Below are 17,016 nucleotides of genomic sequence, written 5' to 3'. Positions count from 1 at the left end.
GACTAGCTGTCCGGCTTCCAGTGAGCGGACGGCCACTCACCGCGCTCGACGGCGTCGCGCATCTGGCGGACGAGCAGATCGGCCACCGCGTGGACGGCAGGCGGGATCCGGGGGGCGCTCGGTAACGCGAGCACGACGGTGCGCTCGACCGCCGGGGAATGGAGCGGCGCCGCACTGAGCAGACCGCCGGCGACATCACCGGCAACGGCGATGCCCGGCAGGATCGTCCAGCCGTGACCGGCTCGCACGAGCCTCTTCTGGATGCTCACCTCGTTGGTCTCGACGACGATGTTCAGACCGATGTCGAGTCTCGCGCACGCCTCCGCAACCAATGTGCGAATTCCGTGGGGCGCGCTGGGCATCACGACCGGGTGGGTCGCGACTTCCTCGAGGGTGACCGGTCGTCCGGTGTCGAGCCCGCCGTCGGGCGGGGCAACCGCCCACAGGTTTTCGGCGAGCAATGCGCGCACGTTGAGCGACGACGTGGATTTCAGGTTGTAGAGCAGGCCGAGGTCGATGTCACCGGCATCGAGCCACTGCCGCACGTGTCCGGCGTACCCGGACACTATTCGCAACCGGACGGCCGGATGCTCCTGAAACACGGCCGCGACGAGTCGTTCGGCGAGCAGTTCGGAGGTCGAGGAAAGAAGTCCGACCGTCACGATCCCTTGCAGCACCCCCGGATTCGGGCGGATCTCGGCCCGCGCCCGCTCGAGTTCGGACAGCACCCGCCGGGCGCGCTCGAGCATGAGCCGGCCGGAGTCCGTCAATTCCATTCCCGCACGGCTGCGTTCGAACAGGGGAACACCCAGTTCCTGTTCGAGCGTGTGAATTTGACGTGTCACCGCCGGCTGAACCAAGTGGAGTAGTTCGGCTGCGCGGGTCACGCTCCCGGCGTCCGCCACCGCAACGAGTGCGGTCAACTGCTTGACGTCCACCGGACGACCACCTTCCCGAGCTACCCGCCGTCCCGCACCATCCGCAGGCGATATGCAAGAGCGACATCGATCACAACGAAGAATAGCGATGGTCAAGCAGACGAGGAAGCCGGCTGCGATGAACCAGGAGGACATGTCAGCGGCGAAGGTTGGCGTCATGCCCGGATCCGGCAACTAGCGCGCCTCGACCCCACTCGCGAACGCGCTCTTACTGTTCGACGAGGAAGCCGATCGCCGCGGCGCCCGCGACAGCGCCTTCCTCCTCGAAGTACGCGTGCCGTGCGCCCGGGAGCAAGTGCACGCGGGAGTTCGGGATCCGTTCGGCGAGCAGTGGTGCGTTGTCGGCCGGGGACAGAAGGTCGTCGCTCCCGTGCAGGACGAGGGTCGGCGCACTGATCGACGGCAGCGCATCCCACGCGTCATGACCGTTGCTTGCCCGCAGGTGGGCGAGCCTGGCGTGCGCGGGCATGTCCGGGTCCCCGAGAGTGTTGTAGGGACCGGGATTTCGACCGAGCCACTCCGGCGTGTACATCAACTCCAGCAGGGCGCGGCGCGACCGGTCGGGATCGGATTGCGCCAGGCTCGCTCGGACTTCCCTGCTGCGCTCCACCGCGTGCGTTCCACCGGGCGAGGTGCAACCGAGGATCAGGGCGTCGACACGCTCCGGGTGACGCGCGGCGACCCACTGCGCCACCCGGCCTCCCATCGACGTGCCGTAGACGTGCGCCCTCCCGATTCCGAGGGAGTCCAGCACGCAGATCACGTCGTCGGCGAACAGTATTGTGCTGTAGTCGGTCTCGGGCTTGCCGCTTGCTCCGGTGCCGCGGTAGTCCACCGTGATGGTGCGGAAGTGCGTGTCGAAGTCCGCGCGAACACGATCCCACCAATGGTGATTGTTGGCCTGACCCGCGAGCAGCAGCAGCGGCGGTCCTTCGCCGCTGACCTGGTACGCGATTCGAGTTCCATCGGACGCCACTGCGTGGGGCACTGCCCAGCCTCAGATCGAGTCGGCAGTACGCAGTTCGGAGATCGCCGCGCCGCTGTAACCGAGTTCCCCCAGAATGGCATCGGTGTGCGCACCCAGAGCCGGAACCGGATCGAATCGAGGTTCCACACCACTGAGGTTCGCCGGCGGCAGCAGCGCTCGCACCGGGCCGCCCGGGGTCTCCACCTCACGCCAGCGGTCACGGCCGGCCAGGGATGGGTGGGACAAAAAATCCGATACGGAGCCCAGCCTGCCGTTGGCGATCGACACCTTGTCGAGCAGGGCGAGGGCGTCGTCGGTGTTGAGCAGACGCGTCCGCGCGGAGATCCGAGCGTTGCATTCCTCACGGTGCGCCACCCGCGCGGAGTTGCGGCAGAAACGTGGGTCGGTGGCGATCGACTCGTCGCCGAGCACCTCCGAACAGAAGGCGGACCATTCGCGGTCGTTCTGGATCGACAGCAGGACCGTGCCGTCGGCGGTGGGAAACGGGCCGTACGGGGCGATCGTCGCGTGTTCGGCCCCGACCCGGCTGGGCTGCGTGCCACCGTATTCGGTGTAGTAGGCGGGCGATCCCATCCATTCACCGAGCGCCTCGAACAGAGCGACCTCCACCGCGCGGGCGGTGCCGGTGGTTGCACGCGTGTACAGCGCGGACAGGATCCCGCTGTAGGCGTACATGCCGGCCGCTATGTCGGCGATCGACACACCGACCTTGGACGGGCACTCGTCGGGGCCGGTCAGCGACATCAGACCGGATTCGCCCTGGACGAGCATGTCGTAGGCCTTGCGATCGGACCAGGGACCGGTGTTGCCGTAGCCGGACACGTCGCACGGAATCAGCGCGGGATACCGCTGCTGGAGCGACTGGGCGTCGAGGTTCATTCGGGCTGCGGCGCCGGGCGCAAGGTTCTGCACGAAGACATCCGCTGTGGACAAAAGCTTTTCGAGGATGTCGCGGCCCTCGTCGGACTTCAGGTCCAGCGTCAGCGACTCCTTGGAGCGGTTGAGCCAGACGAAGTAGCTCGATTCGCCGTGCACGGTCTCGTCGTAACGCCGCGCGAAGTCGCCGGCGTCGGGACGTTCCAGTTTGATGACGCGGGCACCGAGGTCGGCCAGTTGCCGGGTCGCGAAGGGTGCAGCAACTGCTTGTTCGATGCTTACGACGGTGATCCCCGCGAGCGGTAGGGCGGTCTGCGATGCCATGGAGCCAGCCTTCCTCGAAATGTACGGCCATTTTGCCTCTATGTACGCGCCATAGTCAATCGGGTGGGGGCCAGGTTTTACACGTACTTGAGGTTGCCGGCGGTACCCGTCCGCCTTCTAACCGTGGTGACGGCGGTACGCCTCGACAGCCCCCGGATGGCGAGGGACGCCAGCTGTCTGGATCAGTGATCGGGCGTCGAGGAACTGCGCGCCGACGGTGTCGGCGGGAATCAGGTCCTGGGCTCGATCGATGAGAAGGTCGACGAGGGCACCGGCCACGGCGTCGGGCAGCTGCGGCGAGGCGACGAGCAGGCTGGGAACCCCCACCGTCGCGGTCTCGGCAGTGTCACCGTATGTCCGGGCAGGGACCGAAACCGGTTCGTACATGGGCCCGTAGATCCTGCGCATCTCGACGTACTCGGCGGACAGGTCGAGTAGCCGGATTCCGCCGTCCGGACCGTGCCCGGGCCGCGGCATCGCCGCCGGGGTGGGCACGCCACCGGCCCACAGTGCGGCGGCGACCGTACCGTCGCGCAGGGAGTCGAGGACGGTGGTGAGTGAGACCGGGCGCACCGTCACGTCGTCGAGGGTCAGACCGCTCGCCTCGAGGACCCGCCTTCCGGTCTGCGCGGTGCCGGAACCCGGGGCGCCGAGGCTGATCGTCTGGCCCCGAAGATCTTTCATCGTGTGAAAGGGTGAGCGCGCCGGCACCGCGCACTGGAGATAGTTCTCGTACACCCGGCCGATGGCCACGATCGGGGTGGCCGACTCGACAGCGGAGTCGGCCAGGGTCAGCCCGAGGAGTACCTCACCCGACGCCAGCAGCGACAGGTTCTCCAGGGAACCGGTGGTGTAGCGCACCGTCAACCGGAGATCCCCACCCGAGGGGAGCGGGACGTCCGCAAGCAACTCGGCGAACTCGGACTGGAATCCGTCGCGCTCACCCGACGCGATGTCGTACGTCCCCGTGGGCTGGGCACGAGCGCATCCCGACAGTGCGACCGCTGCGGCCACACCACCGATGAACTGTCGCCGGCTAATCATCGTCCAGCTTCTCCACGTGCGGTTCGAGCCACAAGCGTACGCGCAGTCCGCCGGCGGGGGCCTCGTCGATGACGAGACGGCCGCCGTAGGCTGCGGCGACCACCTCGACAATGGAGAGGCCGAGACCCGTTCCGACCTGGTTGTTGGCCCGGAAGAAGCGCTCGGTGAGCTTGCCGCGCAACTCTTCCGGGACACCTGGACCGTCGTCGGCCACCCACACGCACACCCGGGAGCGGTCCGGTGACGGCTCCACGACGACGCCGATTTCGATGGTGGGGTGCGGGCCTGCGTATCGGGAGGCGTTGTCGATCAGTACATCGAGCACCTGGGACAGATCGTTCTCGGCGATCGCGACCGGAACATGGTCGACGTCGGGGTCGGCGATGGTGGCCAGGCGCGCACCACGTTCGCGGGCCGTCACCGACCAGAAGTCGACCCGGTCGGCCACCACCGACAGTGCGTCGCAGACCGCCTCGGACCGATCGGCCCCGAAGCGCGGCGTCTCGGCCGAGGCGAGCGAGAGAAGACTGTCGAGAATGGTCTGCAAGCGTTTGGCCTCCTCGGTCACGCTGTGATAGTCCTCGCGCGCGCTGTCCGGTATCCCGTCGTCGAGGAGGTCGAGGCGGAACTGCAACGCCGCGAGCGGGTTCCGCAGTTGATGGGCGGTATCGGCGATCAGGCGCTGTTGCGCGTCCGCTGCCCGCAGCACCGCCGAAGACATCACGTCGAACGAATGCGCGAGCCGGCGCACCTCGGGCGGCCCGCCTGCGGCCGTGGCCGGCAGCACGGATCGCGGTGGCACGGAACTCGGCGGTGTCCTCGCGTCGGGCATCCGGCGGATGAGTTGCACGATTCCCTTGGACAAGTTCGCGAGCGGTCCGAGCACCCACCGGCTCAAGGCGATCGCGAGGACACCGAAAGCGACCAGTGCCAGCACGGCACCGGCCGCGATCACGGCCCATTGCCGGAGGATGTCGGAGCGGGCCTCGGCGGTCGAGGCACGCAGCACGATGGTGCCGTTCACCTGAGCGCCCGACCCGACCGGCTTGACGAACAGGGCCTCGTCGTCGCTCCACGGGAACAGCCGGTCGACGGTGGACACGCGCTCGTTGCGCAGTCCGCTGCGGATCGCGGCGTCGATTCCGGGTTCGTTGCCGTCGATGCCCACGTCGAGGGTCGGGACACCACGCGTGGAGACCACCAGAACGCCCTCCCCGTACACGTCGTCGTACGCCTCGACCTCGCCGGCGATCCTGGCCGGGTCGCCGGTCCTGACGTACTCCTCGGCGAGGACGGCGAACCGTTGGATGTCTCCCTCGCGGCCGAGTGTGAACTCCTGCGTCCGCGAGTCCGCGGTCGCGAGCGCGAGGGGAATCGCGAAACTCGCGACCGCGCAGGATCCGAGTATCGCGAGAATCAGCAGTAACCGTCGGCGCATGTCGTTTCGACCCCGAGGTCAGCACACCCACCGGTAGCCGAAACCACGGATGGTACTGATCAGCCCGGGCCGGTCCAGCTTGGCGCGCAGAGTGCCGATGTGGACGTCGAGAGAACGCGAGACCGCCACGAACGCATCACCCCACACCCGGTCCATCAGTTGCTGACGGCTGACCGCAGCCCCCGGGTTCTCGAGCAAGATCTCGAGGAGGGCGAATTCCTTCGACGTCAGGTCGACCTCTGTTCCCGCCACGGTGACGGTGCGGGAATCGAGGTCGACGCGGACGTCGCCGGTGACCACTTCACGGGGTGCGCCGCCTTCGACGGCCATGCTTCGCCGGCGCACCACTTCGATGCGAGCGAACAGCTCGGACATGCGCGCCGGCTTGACCAGGTAGTCGTCGGCGCCGCCGCGCAGGCCGCGCACCACCGAACGTTCGTCGTCGCGGGCGGTCAGGATGATGACGGGGACGGCGCTGACCTGGCGGAGCTGACGCAACACCTCGAGCCCGTCGCGGTCCGGCAACCCGAGATCGAGCAGGACGAAGTCCACCTCGCCGTGGTGCAGCAGCAGTTCGGACCCGAACTTCATCCGCACGGGCTGGTGCGCCTGCCGGGTCAGACCCGCAACGAGTGCGTTGCCGACGCCGTCGTCGTCCTCGACCACCGCGATGCGCATAACCGGCATTGTCCCCCGGCCGCGGTGCGCCCGGGGAACAATGCCGGAGGACGAGGGATCAGACACGCTCGAGTCGGCGGTCGTCGCGGTCTTCCTCACGTCCGTCGCGGGCGGGATTCTCCGTCTCCGGATCGAGGGTGGTGCCGCCCTTGCCCTTGGCCATGAACAGCGCGGCGACCAGGGTCAGTGCCGAGCAGCCGACGACGTAGTAGAAGAAGGCCGATTCATGTCCGGCCTGCTTGAGCGCGAGCGCGAGAGGCTCGGCCGTGCCGCTGAACAGGGCGGCGGTGATCGCGTGCGGCAACCCGACGCCGAGCGCGCGGACCTTCGTCGGGAACAGCTCCGCCTTGACGATCGCGCTCAGCGCGCTGTAGGCGGTCACGATGACCAGTCCGGTCATCATCAGGCCGAACGCCACGAACGCGTTGGTGGTGTTGCCGAGAACGGTCAGAATCGGGACGGTCAGCACGGTCGAGCCGACACCGAAGAACAGCATGACCTTGCGGCGACCGATGCGGTCGGAGATCAGTCCGGCCACGGGCTGCAGCAGCATGTAGATGAACAGTGCGGCGAAGTTGATCCACGCCACCGTTTCCGGGGCGATCCCCGAGGTGTTGATCATGTACTTCTGCAGGTACGTGGTGTACGTGTAGAACGCGACGGTGCCGCCGATCGCGAGGCCGAAGACCATCGCGAGCTGCTTCGGGTACTGCAGCAGCAGTCGGAGGGTGCCGCGCTTGGCCGACGGCTGCGTGCCGGACGCCTTCTCGGCAGCGATCTGGGCCGCCTCCTCCTTGTACTGGTCCGACTCGTCCATCCCGCGACGGAAGAGCATCACGGTCACGGCGGCGATCGCACCGATCACGAACGGAATACGCCAACCCCAGGCCTGCATCTGGTCGATGGTCAGCAGCTGCAGCAGAATGATCTGGACACCGAGCGCAGCGAGCTGACCCAAAATGATCGACACGTACTGGAAGCTCGAGTAGAAGCCGCGGCGGCCGGGCGTCGCGACCTCGGACAGATACGTGGCGCTGGAGGCGAATTCGCCTCCGACGGAGAGCCCCTGGATCAGTCGCGCCATCACCAGCAGCGCCGGGGCGAGCATGCCGATCGCCTCGAAACTCGGTGTCGCAGCGATGATCAGCGATCCTGCGGCCATCATCAGCACCGACAACGTCAGCGCGTTCTTGCGCCCGTACCGGTCCGCGTATCGGCCCAGGATGTACCCACCGATCGGGCGCATCAGGAATCCGACGGCGAAAACCAGTGCGGTGGAGAGAAGCTGGGCAGTCGTGCTGCTCTGCGGGAAGAAGGACGCCGCGAAGAACACACTGAACGCTGCATAGACGAACCAGTCGTACCACTCCACGAGGTTGCCGATGCAGCCGCGAACCACGTTCGCAACAACCCGCCTCTCGCCGGTCGACGACGCGGGGTTCGAAGTCGTGTGTCGCATGATGTTCCTTCCTCGACTGCTGTGATGGTGCATAGCCACTGACACCAATGTGGTCGCCGCCACAGCGAGAGGGAAGGGATGGTCCGCTTTCCTTACATTCGCTTTAGACGGCACTGCCGCAGGTAGCTCGGAGCGCGGGCGGCACAAAATCCGGATTTCGGCGGCCTCCACACCATGGGCAGACAGGTGTTCCAAATACGACAACGATGCGTTCTGCCGTCCATACATGAACATCTTGGGCGCGGGTATCGCCAGGAAGCGGTTCATCAGATCGCCCTGGTCGGAGAGTTCCACCATCGACTCGAAGATTCCACGCACGGCACCGGCCCGGACCTTGTGCCGCAGACTGGCGGAATACAGAGCGCTCGAGAAGTACCGCGAATTCCAGGCTCGGTCGATGAATTCGGCGAAGAAACCTTCTGGGTCATCGTTGGGGTGGTTGATGATCTGCCGAGACCGGCCAGTCGCGGGGCATGGCAGAACAGCCACAAACGTCCACAAGGCTCGGTATTCGACGCCCAGGGTGTTGCCGCGCCGGCCCTGCCTGCCCGGCAACTCGATCAACTACTCGATGCCGGCTGCGCGCCGTGACCGGTCGTCCCACTTGGGGTCGACGCCTGCCGTGTGCGGTCCGTGTCCCTTGCGATACACCATGAGGGTCCGTTCGAAGGTGATGACGATGGTGCCGTCCTGGTTGTACCCGATGGTGCGCACGGTGACGATGCCGATGTCCCTGTGGGACGAGGACTCTCGTTTGGTGAGGACCTCCGATTGGGAGTAGATGGTGTCGCCCTCGAATACCGGGTTCGGCAGGCGCACCCGGTCCCAGCCGAGGTTGGCGTGCACGTGCTGGGAGATGTCGGTGACGCTCTGCCCGGTGACGAGGGCAAGGGTGAAGGTGGAGTCGACGAGCGGCTTACCCCACGTCGTCTGACTCGAGTAGTGCGCGTCGAAGTGGATCGGCGCCGTGTTCTGGGTGAGGAGCGTCATCCACGAGTTGTCGACCGGCAGCACCGTGCGGCCGAGTGGGTGCCGGTACACGTCTCCGATCTCGAAGTCTTCGAAGTAGCGGCCGGGCCAGCCGGTGACCGGTGGCGCCGACTGCTCGACCTGGTTTTCGCTGCTGCTCAAGGTAGTTCTCCTTCGGTAGTTCGTCGCCGACGGCGCGACTCGGCCGACGGCGGAGGGAAGAGTGTGTGTCAGGACCCGACCGCTGCGTACTCGTCGAGCCACGTCAGGATGCTGTCGGTGTGTTCCCCCAGACCTGGTACGGGGCGCATCTCGTGTTCGGCGCCCATCACCGTCACCGGGGGAAGTAGTCCTTCGAGCCGTCCGACGGGGGAATCGAATTGCGCCCACCGGGAGCGTGCCGCGAGCTGCGGGTGCTCGGCGAACTCGTCCATGGTGCGCTGCCGGGCATACGCGATCTTCGCCGCTTCCAACCTGTCGACGAGGTCCGCGCCGGTGAGGCCTGCGGCGACGTCGTCGATGACGCCATCGAGCTCGGCGCGGTGTGCGACCCGGTCGGCGTTGGTGACGAACCGCGGATCGTCGATCAGCTCCGGCGCCTGCAGCACGACACGACAGAACACGTCCCATTCGCGTTCGTTCTGCAGACCCAGGTTGACGACCTCCCCGTCGGCCGCAGTGAACGGTCCGTACGGCGCGATGGTCGCGTGGCTCGCTCCCGTCCGCTTCGGCGCCGACCCGCCGTATCGGGCGTAGTAGTCGGCGTACCCCATCCACTCGCCGAGCGCCTCGAGCATCGAGATCTCGAGGTTGGCGCCTCGGCCGGTCCGCCCACGATCGAGCAAGGCGGTGAGGATCCCCGAGTAGGCATACGTGCCGGCGCAGATGTCCGCGATGGACAGTCCGACCTTCGAGGGCTCGTCCTCGGTTCCGGTGATCGACACCAGTCCGGCCTCGCATTGGATCAGCAGGTCGTAGGCCTTTCGTGCCTCATAGGGGCCGCCGCGGCCATATCCGGAGATATCGCACGTGATCAGGTGTGGGTGGGTTTCCCGCAAGCGGTCGGCCCCGATGCCGAGGCGCCCTGCCGCGCCGGGTGCCAGGTTCTGGACGAGGACGTCGGCGCGGTCGACGAGTTGGTGCAGGATCCGGTTGCCCTCCTCGGAGCGAACGTCGAGCTCGATGCTCTCCTTCCCTCGGTTAGTCCACACGAAATGACTCGCCATCCCCTGGACCGTTCGGTCGTATCCGCGTGCGAGATCTCCGACGCCGGGACGTTCGATCTTGATCACCCGCGCACCGAGGTCGGCGAGTTGCCGGGTCGCGAACGGTGCCGCGATCGCCTGTTCGAGCGAGACCACCACGACACCCTCCAAGGGCCGATGCACAGGGTGGGAAACAAAATCCGAACGCTCGGTACTCACGTCATTCTCCTTGCCGGGGCAGTCGTGTCAGTGCCCTTTCACTGTCGCGCTCCCGCGGGTGTTTGTGAAATGCCGATATCCGCCGACTCTCATACGCTTCACGTATAAGCTCAGGCAGTGAACTTGCAGGAGTTGCGGTGGTTCGTCGCCCTCACCGAATCGGAGAACATCACCGCTGTCGCCGCGGAGATGCACGTCACGCAACCGACGTTGTCGCGGGCCATAGCCCGGCTGGAGACGGGGTTCGGGGTGCGCTTGTTCGACCGGCGGCACAATCGGCTCCATCTCAACCGGTACGGCGAGATTCTCCGCGCACATGCGTTGCGCGCATTGAGCGAGGTGGATTCCGCACACAACCGGATCAGCACCCTTGCGGATCCGAACGAGGGCACCGTCTCCCTCTGCTTCCTGCACAGTCTCGGCGAGTGGCTCGTGCCGGAACTGATCAGCAGGTATCGCGCCGAACATCCCAAAGTGAGATTCGAACTACGCGGCGCCGCAGCCGATTCGGTTGTCGACGACATCCGGCTCGGGCGGTCCGATCTCGGCTTCGTAGCCCCCGAGCCCTCCGTCGACGACCTCGTGTGGACACCAGTGGCCACCGAACCGGTTCGCTTGCTCGTCCCGGTCCGTCACCGGTTGGCCCGCCGCAAGACGGTGAGTTTCGCCGAAGTCGCCGAAGACGATTTCGTGGCGCTCACGCCGGAGTACGGGCTGCGCCAGCTCACCGACCGTCTCGCCCGAGCTGCCGGCTTCGCCCCACGAATCACGTTCTCGGTCACCGAGGTCGGCACGATGCGCGCCATGATCGCGGCCGGTGTGGGCGTGGGAGTTGTGCCTGCTCCATCTGCGGCCGCCGACCCTCCCGACGGAACTGCACTGGTCGAACTCCGCGATCGCGATGCCTGGCGAACGATCGGCATGATCCAGGCCGATCGGCCCCTCACCTCCTCGGTCGCCGCAGGATTTCACAGGTTCGTCCTCGAGACGCTCGTCGAGAACACCACCGAACCCGCCGGGCCTCCTCGACGAGCGTGACGGTGCCAGCCATCCGGCTCTCAATCGACAGACGACCGCCCCGGCGCGGGGGTCAGCGCAGGACGAACGGGTTTCCGGTCGGTGCCCCGGTATTGATCCACACGCTCTTGGTTTCGAGGTACTCGTCGATTGCCTCGGCACCGTTTTCCCGGCCGATACCGGAGTTCTTCACCCCGCCGAACGGCAGCATGAAGCTGACCGCACGGTAGGTGTTGACCCAGACCGTCCCGGACTCGATCGCCTCCGCCATGCGGAACGCGCGAGGAAGATCGGTGGTCCAGACCCCGGCACCGAGACCGTACTTCGAGTCGTTGGCGATGGTGATCGCCTCGTCTTCGGTGTCGAACGGGATCACCGCCAGCACCGGGCCGAAGACTTCCTCCTGCGCCAACCGGGATTGATTGCTCACCCCGGTGAACACTGTCGGCTGTACGAACCACCCATCGGTTCCGGTGCCGGTGGCCACGCCGCCACCGAGCGCGAGTTGTGCGCCCTCGGCGGTGGCGATGTCGATGTACTCGAGGACCTTCTTGTGCTGGTCCCGAGTCGTGATCGGCCCCACCTGGGTGTCGGGGGACATCGGGTCACCGATCCGCGCGGTCGAGGCCAGCGCGACCAGCTTGGCGACGACCTCGTCGTGCACGGAACGCTGCACCAGAAGCCGGCTTCCGGCGATGCAGGTCTGACCGGTCGCGGCGAAAATTCCGGACACCGCGCCGTTGACCGCGGCGTCGAGATCGGCGTCGGCGAAGACGATGTTCGGTGATTTGCCGCCGAGTTCGAGCGAAACCCGTTTGAGGCCGCGCGCCGCCGCGGCGCCGATGTGCCGCCCGGTCGCGTCGGAGCCGGTGAATCCCACCTTGCGCACCAGGGGGTGCTCGACCAGCGGCCCGCCCACGTCCGGCCCGAATCCGCTGACCACGTTGACCACTCCCGCAGGCAGGCCCGCCTGCTCGAGGATACGAACGAATTCGAGTGTCGAGGCGGAGGTGTATTCGGAGGGCTTGACGACGACCGAGCAACCAGCGGCCAACGCGGGTGCCAGCTTCCAGGTGAGCAGCAGCAGCGGTGAGTTCCATGGGGTGATGATTCCGACGACCCCGATGGGCTCGCGCCGGGTGTAGGTGAAGTATCCCGGTTTGTCGACGGGAACGACGCGGCCTTCGGTCTTGTCGGCGAGACCGCCGTAGTACCGGTACCACTGCGCGAGATACCGGCACTGGCCCAACATTTCGTTGTAGAGCTTGCCGTTGTCGCGGACCTCGATGCGGGCGAGGAATTCGGCGTTCTCCTCGAGCGCGTCGGCGACGCGCTGGAGGACGAGACCGCGGGCGCTGGGACTCATGCTCGCCCACGGCCCCGTGGTCATGGCACGGTGCGCGGCCTGGGCGGCGTCCTCGACATCCGATGCTTGTCCGCGCGCGATCTGCGCCCACAGCCGGCCGGTGAAGGGATTGTCGGTCTCGAAGTAGGAATCGTCAGCGGACGGGCGCTGCTGGCCGTCGATATGGAGCAGGTATTTCTGCATGACAGTGTTCTCTTTCGCTTCGGTGTCGGCCATCAGAACGTGTCGAGGCCGAGTGCGGCACGGAACTTGTTCTTCACCGCCGTGCCGTCCCGGGGCGGAAGGGCGCGCGGCGGCTCGGTCTGCTCGATGAACACCTGAACGAAGGTCGTACCTTCCCGTGCGGTGACGATCCGTGCGACACGCTCGGCGTCGGCGATGTCGCGGACCCGTTCGGTGCGGGCAATGCCGAACGACGACGCGATGCCGGCCAAATCGGCGCCGAGGCTCGAGTGGCTGCGCTGCATGCCGGTTTCGCCGAAGTGCCCGTTGTCGACGACGACGATGGTGAGGTTCTTCGGGGCCTTGACCGCGACCGATCCGAGCGCGCCGATGCCCATGAGCTGCTCCCCGTCACCGGTGATGACGACCACGGACTCGTCCGGGCGAGCGAGCGCGAGGCCCAGGCCGGTGGGTACGGCGGCGCCCATGGCGCCCCACAGATAGAAGTTGCGGTCACGCTCCCCGGCGGCGAACACGTCATAGGAGGGGGAGCCGAGACCGGTGACGACCAGTGCCTCCGGCGCCCGGTCGAGCAGTGTCGCGACGAACTCGCGTCGGTCGAGGCGTTCGCCGGCGAGGGTTCCGATGGTCGAGTTCTGTGCGTTCACTTGCGCTCCCATTTCTTGCGTCCGATGAGCCGCTGGCCCAGGAGCACGGCGACGCGCTCACCAGCGAGGAAAGCCTGATCGAAGGCGGCGGAGACGACCTCGCCGACCTGATCGGGGTCGTCGACCCGGAAAACTGTGATGCCCATGAGTTCGAGGGCCTGCTGCGTGGTCGAACCCATGGGGATCTGCCACGGGTTGAACTCGGCGTACTCACCACGCATCGTCACCAGCGTCAGGAACGGGAACTTGCACATCTCCAGCAGGGAGAACATGTTGACACAGTTACCGACTCCGCTGCTCTGCATGAGCAGGACCGCGCGCTGCCCGCCGAGCCACGCGCCGCTGACAAGTCCGACGCCCTCTTCCTCGGTGGTCAGGACGACGTCTTCGATGCCGGGGTCGGCGATCGCTGCTTGGATTGCGTACGAGTGGCCGGCGTCCGGTACGTAGGCGATCTGCTTGACATCTCCTTCGCGCAGAACGTCGAAGACGGACTTCTGCCAGCCAGGTGCGCTGACGGTGGAATTCATGGGTGCTCCGATTCATGACGATGGACGCTCCCAAAGATCATGAAACAACATGATGGCGGGGTGGTAATAGAATTTCGTGATACTGCTATCAAAGGTTTTGTTTGCGGCGGGTAGAACCCGAACAGCCCTTGGTCATCTACGTTCACGACGGCACCGCTCAGCCCGGACGCGTTCCCGGCGTTCACACAGGGGTGGGCAACGCGCACCCTAGGGTGTCTGTCGAACCGCATGTCCGGACGGCAGTGTTGTTGTGGACAAGGAATACTCGACCACACACCACCAAGGACACCGCATGTTTCGCCACACTGCCATTCGCGCCGGCCTGATGTTCGCCGCGGTCGCGTTCTCTCTCACCGGCGCAGCCGGAATCGCGCACGCCATGCCCGCCTCGTCGGGGACTGATGTCGCGGTGGCCGCACAGTCGGACCGCGATGCCCGCGACCGGGATCGGCGCGACCGTTTCGACGACGACGAGCAGGCCATGCTCTGCGAGGGCCAGGCCATCGTCGACCGCCCCAGCTGCTCGTCTCTGCCGTACTGATTCGCATCGATCGAGCTGCCCTCCGCCGGCGCCGCTGCCGCGTTCAGTGCGGCAGCGGCGGTCGAACCGATGCGGCGGGCGCGTATCGTGTGCGGCACGGTAACCCCGCACCCGATGGCTTCGCCCATCGGTCCGCCTACTGCGCGGGGTCTGACGATGCTCGACGAACGACCACGGCGCACGCCTGACCATGCCTCACCCCAGACGTTCACGGTCTTCGTCGACGACGAGCCTGTCTCCGCAGACTCCGTCTGGCACCCGGGTGACACCGTGACCACTGCCCTCTCGTGGCTCGACGAGCAGCAGCTTCCCGCCGAGCTCCGATCACTGGCCGAGGAGGTCGAGAGTCGGCCGAACGGTGTCGGCCGAGGAGTCTTCTACGTCGACAGGTACCCGGGGTTTCTCCCCTCAGCCAGTACTGTCCGTCAGCGGAGTGGTCGCGACCATCGAGGTCGTCGCGAACCTCGAACTGCACACCGACCAGGGCTGGAAACTGTTGCCCGCCAACGTGCAGATGTGGGACGTACCCGACACGGGCACGTGGCGCATGCCGAATCGCCAGTACTCGGTGCCCGGCACGTCCGGTGACCTTCGGTTCGTCGAACAGCACGAGTTCATCGAGCGGTACGGCGTCACCACACCGACCTTCCGTCGCGATTCCCGATACTTCCGTGTGACTCTGTACCTGGTCGAGTGAGCGCTACGCCTACCGGAGGTCGAGCCGCACATCCCGGAACTCGAAGGTGCCGACAACCCAGTCGAACGCCGTGGGCCCGTCCTCCCTCAGCGCGCGCTCGAGATCGGCGCGCACCTTCTCCCGATTCGTCGGGTGGCACTGCGCGAGACGCTGCTCGAGCTGACGCGCAGTCTCTGCATACCCGAGGGTCTCGCGGGATCTGTCGCTGTTCTCCCATACGAAGAGGAAACGACCGTCATCAGGCGTGCCGTATCCGCCGGTGAGGCAGTCGGCGAACGCATCCAGGTTGCGGCCGAAGTACCCGCCTTCACCGTACCGCTTCTCCGACCACCGTGAAGACGTCGTCGAGCGTGTGGATGCGCGCGCCGTCGATCACGTACGTCACGGGTTGTCCGGTCATGGTTCGATCATTCCCCACCCGGCGGTCGATTTTGATATCTATTGGGCATGACAACGCCGATTCCTCCTGGCTGGCACCCCGATCCTCAGGGACAGCCCCACCTCCGCTGGTGGGACGGCAATCGGTGGACTTCCGCGACACAACCCTTCGCAAGCGCGGAGAATCCGGTACCCCGCGCACCGGCTTCCGGCACCGCAGACATTGTGCAGGCGCAGCGGCCACTGTCCGTATTCAACGCCAAGAAGCGCGCACAGGAGCTTCAGTCCGAAGTCGACAGATTGCAGCATCTCGTCGACCGTATGGGCCTTGCCGGGGTTGCCGCGCTCGACGCCGAAACCATGCGCCTGACGGCGGACGTCGCGCGACTTCGACAGGAGAAGGTCGAGGTGGATCAGCAGATCGCTACGGCGCGGGGCGCGCTCGTCGACGCACAAGTACAACAAGAGTTGCAATCGGTGGGGCTCTATCGCTATCACCACCCCGCTGAAACCTCTGTGCAGCTCAAGGACGAGCTTCTCCGCGTACAGTCTGCGATCAAACAGTCCGTCAAGGACAAGACGGCGATCACCGCGACCACAAACTTTACGTTCAATAACTCCGCAGCTCAGGGCCGCAAGTTTGTCTCCGACATGTCGCGAATCATGCTCCGCGCCTACAACGCCGAGGCTGAGAACTGCGTCAAGACGGTGAAGGCCGGCAACCTGCCCGTCGCCAGCCAGAGACTATTCAAAGCTGCTGATCAGATTTCGAAGCAGGGCCAGATGATCAGCTTGCGAGTCACCGATCACTACCATCGACTGCGGCTCACAGAACTCGAGCTGGCTGCCGACTTCCACATGAAAGTTCAGGAAGAGAAGGAAGCCGAGCGCGAACGCCGGGAGGAGTTGCGCGAGCAACGTAAAGCTGAGCAAGAGCTTCAGGCGGAACGCGCCAAGTTGGAGAAGGAGCTCGCGCATTACCGCAACGCCCTCACCGCACTCGAAGCGAGTGGTGACACCGCGGGAGCGCAACGTCTACGCGACAAGCTCGGTGACGTGCAGCATGCTCTCGATAACGTCGACTACCGAGCCGCCAACATCCGTGCAGGATTCGTCTATGTGATCTCCAATATGGGGGCATTCGGAATCAACACGGTCAAGATCGGCATGACACGCCGACTCGAACCAATGGACCGCGTCCGCGAACTCGGTGACGCATCCGTGCCGTTCCGCTTCGACGTACATGCGCTGTTCTTCGCCGACGACGCCGTGACCGTCGAGGCCAAGCTTCACCAGGCCTTCGCCGACCGCCGCGTGAACAAGGTCAATCCACGGCGCGAGTTCTTCTACGCGACCCCTGCAGAAGTACTCACAGTCCTGCAACGCGAGATCGGCGAAGTCATCTCCTTCACCGAAGAACCCGAAGCTGACGAATACCTCATCAGTATCGGAAAGAAAGACGTCCTGTTGTAGCGACAGCAGACGAGTCGAGTGCGTCGCACGAGTTCGTCCACGGGCA

Annotated in this window: 17 protein-coding genes; 4 read left to right on the top strand and 13 right to left on the bottom strand. The window is 65.8% G+C overall.

Annotation, left to right across the window (positions count from 1 at the left end):
- Positions 1–2: 2 nt before the first annotated feature.
- The 9 genes from QM693_RS00390 to QM693_RS00350 form a co-directional block, all read right to left on the bottom strand.
- Positions 3–938, bottom strand: a complete 936-nt coding sequence (locus QM693_RS00390; protein WP_283351004.1) for a LysR substrate-binding domain-containing protein — start codon at positions 936–938, stop codon at positions 3–5.
- Positions 939–1,146: 208 nt separating this feature from the next.
- Complete coding sequence (locus QM693_RS00385; RefSeq protein WP_283351003.1) at positions 1,147–1,926, bottom strand: alpha/beta fold hydrolase; 780 nt, start codon at positions 1,924–1,926, stop codon at positions 1,147–1,149.
- A gap of 9 nt (positions 1,927–1,935) precedes the next feature.
- Positions 1,936–3,126 (bottom strand): CaiB/BaiF CoA transferase family protein, encoded by a 1,191-nt coding sequence (locus QM693_RS00380; RefSeq protein WP_283351002.1) that lies wholly within the window; start codon positions 3,124–3,126, stop codon positions 1,936–1,938.
- Positions 3,127–3,243: 117 nt separating this feature from the next.
- Complete coding sequence (locus QM693_RS00375; protein ID WP_283351001.1) at positions 3,244–4,170, bottom strand: TAXI family TRAP transporter solute-binding subunit; 927 nt, start codon at positions 4,168–4,170, stop codon at positions 3,244–3,246.
- Positions 4,163–5,608 carry a sensor histidine kinase gene (locus tag QM693_RS00370; protein ID WP_283351000.1) on the bottom strand — a complete coding sequence of 482 codons (1,446 nt, stop codon included), beginning with the start codon at positions 5,606–5,608 and terminating at the stop codon, positions 4,163–4,165. The genes QM693_RS00375 and QM693_RS00370 overlap by 8 nt, the downstream gene beginning before the upstream one ends.
- A gap of 18 nt (positions 5,609–5,626) precedes the next feature.
- On the bottom strand, positions 5,627–6,286 hold the full coding sequence (locus tag QM693_RS00365; protein ID WP_009476313.1) for a response regulator transcription factor: 660 nt from the start codon (positions 6,284–6,286) through the stop codon (positions 5,627–5,629).
- 58 nt (positions 6,287–6,344) lie between these two features.
- On the bottom strand, positions 6,345–7,745 hold the full coding sequence (locus QM693_RS00360; RefSeq protein ID WP_283351456.1) for an MFS transporter: 1,401 nt from the start codon (positions 7,743–7,745) through the stop codon (positions 6,345–6,347).
- 564 nt (positions 7,746–8,309) lie between these two features.
- Entirely contained in the window at positions 8,310–8,876 is a 567-nt protein-coding gene (locus QM693_RS00355; RefSeq protein ID WP_283333191.1) for a MaoC family dehydratase, read from the bottom strand.
- 68 nt (positions 8,877–8,944) lie between these two features.
- Positions 8,945–10,138 carry a CaiB/BaiF CoA transferase family protein gene (locus QM693_RS00350; protein ID WP_283350999.1) on the bottom strand — a complete coding sequence of 398 codons (1,194 nt, stop codon included), beginning with the start codon at positions 10,136–10,138 and terminating at the stop codon, positions 8,945–8,947.
- A 117-nt stretch (positions 10,139–10,255) separates the two neighbouring features.
- Here QM693_RS00350 and QM693_RS00345 point away from each other — a divergent pair, with 117 nt between their 5' ends.
- Entirely contained in the window at positions 10,256–11,176 is a 921-nt protein-coding gene (locus tag QM693_RS00345) for a LysR family transcriptional regulator (protein ID WP_283350998.1), read from the top strand.
- A 52-nt stretch (positions 11,177–11,228) separates the two neighbouring features.
- On the opposite strand, the gene QM693_RS00340 is transcribed toward QM693_RS00345, so the two are convergent.
- The 3 genes from QM693_RS00340 to QM693_RS00330 are packed head-to-tail and all read right to left on the bottom strand — an operon-like array spanning position 11,229 to position 13,881.
- Positions 11,229–12,704 carry an aldehyde dehydrogenase gene (locus tag QM693_RS00340; protein WP_283351455.1) on the bottom strand — a complete coding sequence of 492 codons (1,476 nt, stop codon included), beginning with the start codon at positions 12,702–12,704 and terminating at the stop codon, positions 11,229–11,231.
- A 32-nt stretch (positions 12,705–12,736) separates the two neighbouring features.
- Positions 12,737–13,351, bottom strand: a complete 615-nt coding sequence (locus QM693_RS00335) for a thiamine pyrophosphate-dependent enzyme (protein WP_283350997.1) — start codon at positions 13,349–13,351, stop codon at positions 12,737–12,739.
- Positions 13,348–13,881, bottom strand: coding sequence for a thiamine pyrophosphate-binding protein (locus QM693_RS00330; protein ID WP_283333195.1), 534 nt, complete (start codon positions 13,879–13,881; stop codon positions 13,348–13,350). Before QM693_RS00330 ends, QM693_RS00335 begins: the two co-directional genes overlap by 4 nt.
- A 292-nt stretch (positions 13,882–14,173) precedes the next feature.
- On the opposite strand from QM693_RS00330, the gene QM693_RS00325 reads away from it, so the two are divergent.
- Positions 14,174–14,422, top strand: coding sequence for a hypothetical protein (locus QM693_RS00325; protein ID WP_280779459.1), 249 nt, complete (start codon positions 14,174–14,176; stop codon positions 14,420–14,422).
- A 433-nt stretch (positions 14,423–14,855) separates the two neighbouring features.
- Positions 14,856–15,119 (top strand): hypothetical protein, encoded by a 264-nt coding sequence (locus QM693_RS00320; RefSeq protein ID WP_283350996.1) that lies wholly within the window; start codon positions 14,856–14,858, stop codon positions 15,117–15,119.
- 9 nt (positions 15,120–15,128) lie between these two features.
- On the opposite strand, the gene QM693_RS00315 is transcribed toward QM693_RS00320, so the two are convergent.
- Positions 15,129–15,404 (bottom strand): barstar family protein, encoded by a 276-nt coding sequence (locus QM693_RS00315; RefSeq protein ID WP_283351454.1) that lies wholly within the window; start codon positions 15,402–15,404, stop codon positions 15,129–15,131.
- 162 nt (positions 15,405–15,566) lie between these two features.
- Here QM693_RS00315 and QM693_RS00310 point away from each other — a divergent pair, with 162 nt between their 5' ends.
- Positions 15,567–16,970 (top strand): SNIPE associated domain-containing protein, encoded by a 1,404-nt coding sequence (locus QM693_RS00310; protein WP_283350995.1) that lies wholly within the window; start codon positions 15,567–15,569, stop codon positions 16,968–16,970.
- Positions 16,971–17,016: the final 46 nt, after the last annotated feature.

The organism is Rhodococcus sp. IEGM 1305 (assembly GCF_030058635.1).
Lineage (GTDB): Bacteria > Actinomycetota > Actinomycetes > Mycobacteriales > Mycobacteriaceae > Rhodococcus_F > Rhodococcus_F opacus_D.
Note: the sequence above shows the minus strand (reverse complement) of the source record. Positions and strands in the feature narration are given on the sequence as shown.

Bases quoted from the DNA above. Each gene is read 5' to 3' on its own strand.
- QM693_RS00310 (WP_283350995.1), top strand. From the start codon at position 15,567: ATGACAACGCCGATTCCTCCTGGCTGGCACCCCGATCCTCAGGGACAG.
- QM693_RS00365 (WP_009476313.1), bottom strand. From the start codon at position 6,286: ATGCGCATCGCGGTGGTCGAGGACGACGACGGCGTCGGCAACGCACTC.
- QM693_RS00330 (WP_283333195.1), bottom strand. From the start codon at position 13,881: ATGAATTCCACCGTCAGCGCACCTGGCTGGCAGAAGTCCGTCTTCGAC.
- QM693_RS00360 (WP_283351456.1), bottom strand. From the start codon at position 7,745: ATGCGACACACGACTTCGAACCCCGCGTCGTCGACCGGCGAGAGGCGG.
- QM693_RS00340 (WP_283351455.1), bottom strand. From the start codon at position 12,704: ATGCAGAAATACCTGCTCCATATCGACGGCCAGCAGCGCCCGTCCGCT.
- QM693_RS00370 (WP_283351000.1), bottom strand. From the start codon at position 5,608: ATGCGCCGACGGTTACTGCTGATTCTCGCGATACTCGGATCCTGCGCG.
- QM693_RS00325 (WP_280779459.1), top strand. From the start codon at position 14,174: ATGTTTCGCCACACTGCCATTCGCGCCGGCCTGATGTTCGCCGCGGTC.
- QM693_RS00380 (WP_283351002.1), bottom strand. From the start codon at position 3,126: ATGGCATCGCAGACCGCCCTACCGCTCGCGGGGATCACCGTCGTAAGC.
- QM693_RS00375 (WP_283351001.1), bottom strand. From the start codon at position 4,170: ATGATTAGCCGGCGACAGTTCATCGGTGGTGTGGCCGCAGCGGTCGCA.